Source organism: Mesorhizobium sp. M7A.F.Ca.CA.002.05.1.1 (genome assembly GCF_003998335.1).
Classification (GTDB): domain Bacteria; phylum Pseudomonadota; class Alphaproteobacteria; order Rhizobiales; family Rhizobiaceae; genus Mesorhizobium.
Window position 1 is genome coordinate 1 of record NZ_RZQI01000460.1, and the last position, 4,707, is coordinate 4,707.

At 65.1% G+C, this 4,707-nt stretch carries 4 protein-coding genes; all 4 read right to left on the reverse strand.

What is annotated here, in order from left to right; all coding sequences use genetic code 11:
- Positions 1-170: 170 nt before the first annotated feature.
- Positions 171-800, reverse strand: a complete 630-nt coding sequence (locus EN939_RS21490) for a sarcosine oxidase subunit gamma (protein ID WP_127269576.1) — start codon at positions 798-800, stop codon at positions 171-173.
- On the reverse strand, positions 793-3,774 hold the full coding sequence (locus EN939_RS21495) for a sarcosine oxidase subunit alpha (RefSeq protein ID WP_127269577.1): 2,982 nt from the start codon (positions 3,772-3,774) through the stop codon (positions 793-795). The genes EN939_RS21490 and EN939_RS21495 overlap by 8 nt, the downstream gene beginning before the upstream one ends.
- A gap of 229 nt (positions 3,775-4,003) precedes the next feature.
- Complete coding sequence (locus tag EN939_RS21505) at positions 4,004-4,279, reverse strand: sarcosine oxidase subunit delta (RefSeq protein ID WP_127269579.1); 276 nt, start codon at positions 4,277-4,279, stop codon at positions 4,004-4,006.
- Positions 4,280-4,296: 17 nt separating this feature from the next.
- The coding region (locus EN939_RS21510; RefSeq protein ID WP_127269580.1) for an FAD-dependent oxidoreductase at positions 4,297-4,707 on the reverse strand (411 nt) is incomplete at its 5' end.

Sequence of the window (4,707 nt, forward strand, 5' to 3'; positions counted from 1 at the left end):
AAGCTCATTGACGGTTGTAGCCGGAGGGGCAGCGGGCGACTTCGCCAAGCCTCGGGCCGGATGGCCATCCGGCCCGAGGCTCAATCGCTTCCATCGCACATAATCATCTCGTGCAGATACAAGGGGCGGCGCCGACGCTCGGAATTGGCCATTCCGACGAAAACTGAAAACTAGACCAGTTCCTCGCTGTGGCGGATATCGACACCATACTCCGCAGCCGAATCCAGCACCGTATGCCAAAGGCTTTCGGCGAAGGTCGCAAACACCAGAAGGTTGAACACCGCCTGCCCATCCGGCCGATCGCCGCCGCGCCAGAGCGTGACGCTGGTGTGATCCATCGATGTCGCGGCGGCGGCGCCAACCGGGAACGTCGTTGGGTGCAAGTCGATCGAAGACAGTTTCGCCAGCATGGTGCGTGCCTTGACGCCCGAAATGCTGATCAAGACCCGTGCATGCGACTGATCCGACAGCGAGGCGGAGCCGGAGAATGCCGGCGTCAACGTCTGCGTCGTGTGCTTGCCGCCGTTTGACAGAACGAAGAACTGATCCGGCCCCGACCAGATCAGCGTGGCATCCGGAGTCTGTACCGCCTTCGGCGCATCCGGTGGCACCGCGCCGAAACGGGCCCTGGCCGCTTTCGCCAGATCAGCCCCTTGGCCGCGCCTCGCCATGATCTGGATCAGGTCAAAATTGCGGATCTCGGTCAGCGAGACGCCGGCCTCGATACCGCGTGCACCATGCACGCCGGCAACAAGCGCCTTTTCAAGGGGACTGCGGGGAGCCCAGGAAAAATCAACCACGCTGGCGCCCTCCATCCGGATCGTAGAAGACGGGATTGCAGAGTTCGACATCGTAGTCTTCGCCGCGCAACGGGTCATGCCCATGCACGATCTCGCCGATGCGTTCGCGGCCGCGTTCGACAAGCGCGAGCCCGATCCACTGATCCGACGTCGGCGAGAAGCAGACCGAGGTGACATAGCCCTGGTCGTTGCCGGGGCCGGGTGTCTGTCCCTTCGGGATGATGTGCGCACCGGAGCGCAGCCGGCGTGCCTTGTCCGTCGGCTTGATGCCGACGACGACCTGCCGGTCCGGGGCTACCAGCGCCTCGCGTCCGGCCATGACGCGGCCGATATAGTCTTTCTTGGTCGACATCATCTTGCCCAGGCCAAGATCGGCCGCCGTCGTCGTGCCGCTCAGTTCCGGTCCGGCGATGTGGCCCTTTTCGACGCGCATGACGCCGAGCGCCTCGGTGCCGTAGGGCGTCACGCCGAATGGCGCGCCGGCCAGCATCAGATTGCGCGCCATGGCATCGCCAAAGCGCGCCGGCACTGAAATCTCGAAAGCCATCTCGCCTGAGAACGAGATACGGAACAGCCGTGCCCTCAGGCCCCCGCGAAGTGCTACTTCGCGCGCGCCCATGAATGGAAAGCCTTCGTTGGAAAGGTCTTCGGCCGGGTCGACGATTTCCCTGAGCAGGTCGCGTGTCTTCGGCCCGGCGATCGAGAATTGCGCCCACTGGTCCGAGACGGAAGTGAGCTGCACGTCGAGCTCCGGGAACAGCACCTGGCGGCAGAATTCGAGATGCTGCATCACCAGCCCGGCCTTGGCCGTGGTGGTGGTCAGAAAATAGTGGTCCTCGGCCAGCCGCGATGTCGTGCCATCGTCATAGACGATGCCGTCCTCGCGCAGCATCAGCCCATAGCGCGCCTTGCCAACGGCGAGGCTGGAGAAGGTGTTGATGTAGACGCGATCGAGAAAGGCGCCGGCATCGGGGCCGTGCACGTCGATCTTGCCGAGCGTCGAGACATCGCAGAAGCCGACGCCGCCGCGCACCGCCTTGACCTCGCGGGTCACCGATTCCAGCCAGTCCTTCTCGCCGGCGCGAGGGTACCATTGCGCACGTTTCCACAGGCCGGTGTCGACGAAGATTGCGCCCTGTTCGGCCGCCCAGTGGTGCGACGGCGTCAGCCGCGTCGCATGAAACGTCTCGTCGCGATGATGACCGGCGAAGGCGCCGATGGCGACCGGCACGTAAGGCGGCCGGTAGATTGTCGTGCCGGTCTCGGGGATCGAACGGCCGCTGACCGCGGCCATGATGGCAAGGCCGGCGACATTGGAGGTCTTGCCCTGGTCGGTCGCCATGCCGAGCGTCGTGTAGCGCTTCAGGTGCTCGACGGATTCAAAGCCTTCGCGTTGCGCCAGTTCGATGTCGGAGGCGGTGACGTCGTGCTGGTAATCGACAAACGCCTTGCCCTTGCCGGCGACGTGCCATAGCGGCGTCAGCGAGAATGCCTCGTCGTCGGCGGCAGGCGCGATACCCACTGTGCCGCTATGTCCCGTGTCACGCGCCGCTGCCGCGCCGGCGGCAAATCCCTCGCTCAGGCAGGCGCCGAGGCCGAAATCGCCATTGGCGGCACCCGCGGCGACCATGCCTGGAGGCGCGCCGTCCGGCACGAAGGCAGATATGTCGTTCTGCCATTTCGGCCGGCCACGATGGTAGGAAGTCAGCCCGACAGCCGGGTTCCAGCCGCCAGAGACCGCGAGGCCGTCCGCTTCGACCTCGGCGCGCGCGCCACCGGTCAGCGAGACCGCGATTTTCCTGACGCCATCCTTGCCGCCATCGACGCCGCTGACGGAACCATGCAGCACCGGGAAGCCGCCCTTGGAGGCCAGCGAACGATGCGCTGGCGACACTTCGGACCGTGCATCGATGACCGCCGCGATCTGCAGGCCGGCCCCGAGTGCAGTCTCGACCGTGCGCCAGCCATCCTCATTGTTGGTGAACAGCGCGAGGCGCTTTGCCGGTGTCGCCGCATAGCGCGCGACATAGGTGCGCATGGCGGACGCCATAATAACACCGGGCGTGTCGTTGCCGGCAAAGACGATCGGCCGTTCGATGGCGCCGGCCGCGACGACGCAGCGCTTCGCCACGATCCGCCACAGCCGCTGTCGCACCTGATGCTGAGGCGGCGAGGGCAGGTGGTCGTTGACCCGCTCGATCGCGCCATAGGCGCCGCCATCGTAGACGCCGAATAGTGCCGTGCGGGTCATGATGCGGACGTCCGGCATATCGGCCAATTCAGCCAGCGTCCGCGACAGCCATTCGGCGGCCGGAACACCATCGATCGTGCCGCCATCCGACAGCAGGCGGCCGCCGGGGACAACATCCTCTTCGCACAGGATGACGCGGGCGCCAGCGCGGCCGGCTGCCAATGCCGCGGCCAAACCGGCCGGACCTGAACCGGCGATCAGCACATCGCAATGCGCCCATGCCTTGTCGTAGTGATCGGGATCGGCGATGCCTGAGGCACGGCCGAGGCCGGCGGCGCGGCGGATCGCCGGCTCGTAGATCGCTTCCCAGAATTTCGCCGGCCACATGAAAGTCTTGTAGTAGAAGCCGGCAACGAAGATCGGCGCGAACAGCTGGTTCACCGACATCAAATCGTGGCGCAGCGACGGCCAACGGTTCTGGCTGGCGGCCTCGAGCCCGTCATAGAGTTCGGCTGTCGTCGCCTTGGTGTTCGGCTCGCGCCGTGCGCCGGTGCGCAGCTCGACCAGCGCGTTGGGTTCTTCCGAACCAGCGGTGAGAATACCGCGCGGGCGATGGTATTTGAATGAGCGGCCGACCAGCTTGACGCCGTTGGCGATCAGCGCGGAGGCGAGCGTATCGCCCTGGAAGCCGGAGAAAGCCTTGCCGTCGAAACGGAAGTTCAGTGGCACCGAGCGGTCGATGAGACCGCCATTGCCGAGCCGATGGGATTGGCTGGAAGTCACGATTGCCGACCCTTCGTCGCTTCGATGTCATGCGGCAGCGTCGAGCCGCCCCTCATCGCCCTGCCGGGCACTTCTCCCCGTATAGTGACGGGGAGAAGGACGCTCTCGTCCACGATTTCGCTAATCATCAACGCTGCAGGAATAGCAGCCAGGTCCCTCTCCCCGTCTCTATACGGGGAGAGGATGCCGGCAGGCAGGTGAGGGGCGGCGCTGACTTGCACAAGAAAATTCATTTCGCGACCTGCCTCGCACCCACGCCAGCCGCCGGCTCAACGGCGGAAATCTCATGCGTCAGCGTGTTGCGGGTGACCTTCAGCCAGGCCCGGCAACCGCCGCCATGGTACCAGTGTTCGCTGGTCTGTCCGGCGACGTTGTCGCGCAGATAGACATAGTTGAAGACCTCGTCTTCCGAGGCGTCGGCGACCGGCCGCACCGGCTTGGCGTCGCCGAGATAGGTGAACTCGCCGAGTTCGCGTTCGCCGCAGAAGGGACAGACAATGCGCATGCTGTTCTAGACCGCCTTCAATGCAGGTTCGGTTGGGCGCCTTGGCCCTTTTCGTCGATCATGGCGCCGGTACGGAACCGGTCGAGACGGAACCGAGCGGCTTCTTCGTGCGATTCGTCGCGCGCCAGCAGATGGGCAAAGACAAAGCCGGAGCCTGGTGTCGCCTTGAAGCCGCCATAGCACCAGCCGGCGTTGAGATAGAGCCCGTCGACCGGCGTCTTGTCGATGATCGGCGAACCGTCCATCGACATGTCCATGATGCCGCCCCACTGGCGCAGCAGGCGCACGCGGCCGATCATCGGCATCAGCGCCATGCCGCCCTCGCAGACGTCCTCCATGACAGGCATGTTGCCGCGTTGGGCGTAGGAATTGTAGCCGTCTATGTCACCGCCGAAGACGAGGCCGCCCTTGTCGGACTGGCTGACGTC

Excerpts from the sequence above, each read along its gene's own strand:
- EN939_RS21505 (WP_127269579.1), bottom strand. The coding sequence starts at position 4,279 with ATGCGCATTGTCTGTCCCTTCTGCGGCGAACGCGAACTCGGCGAGTTC.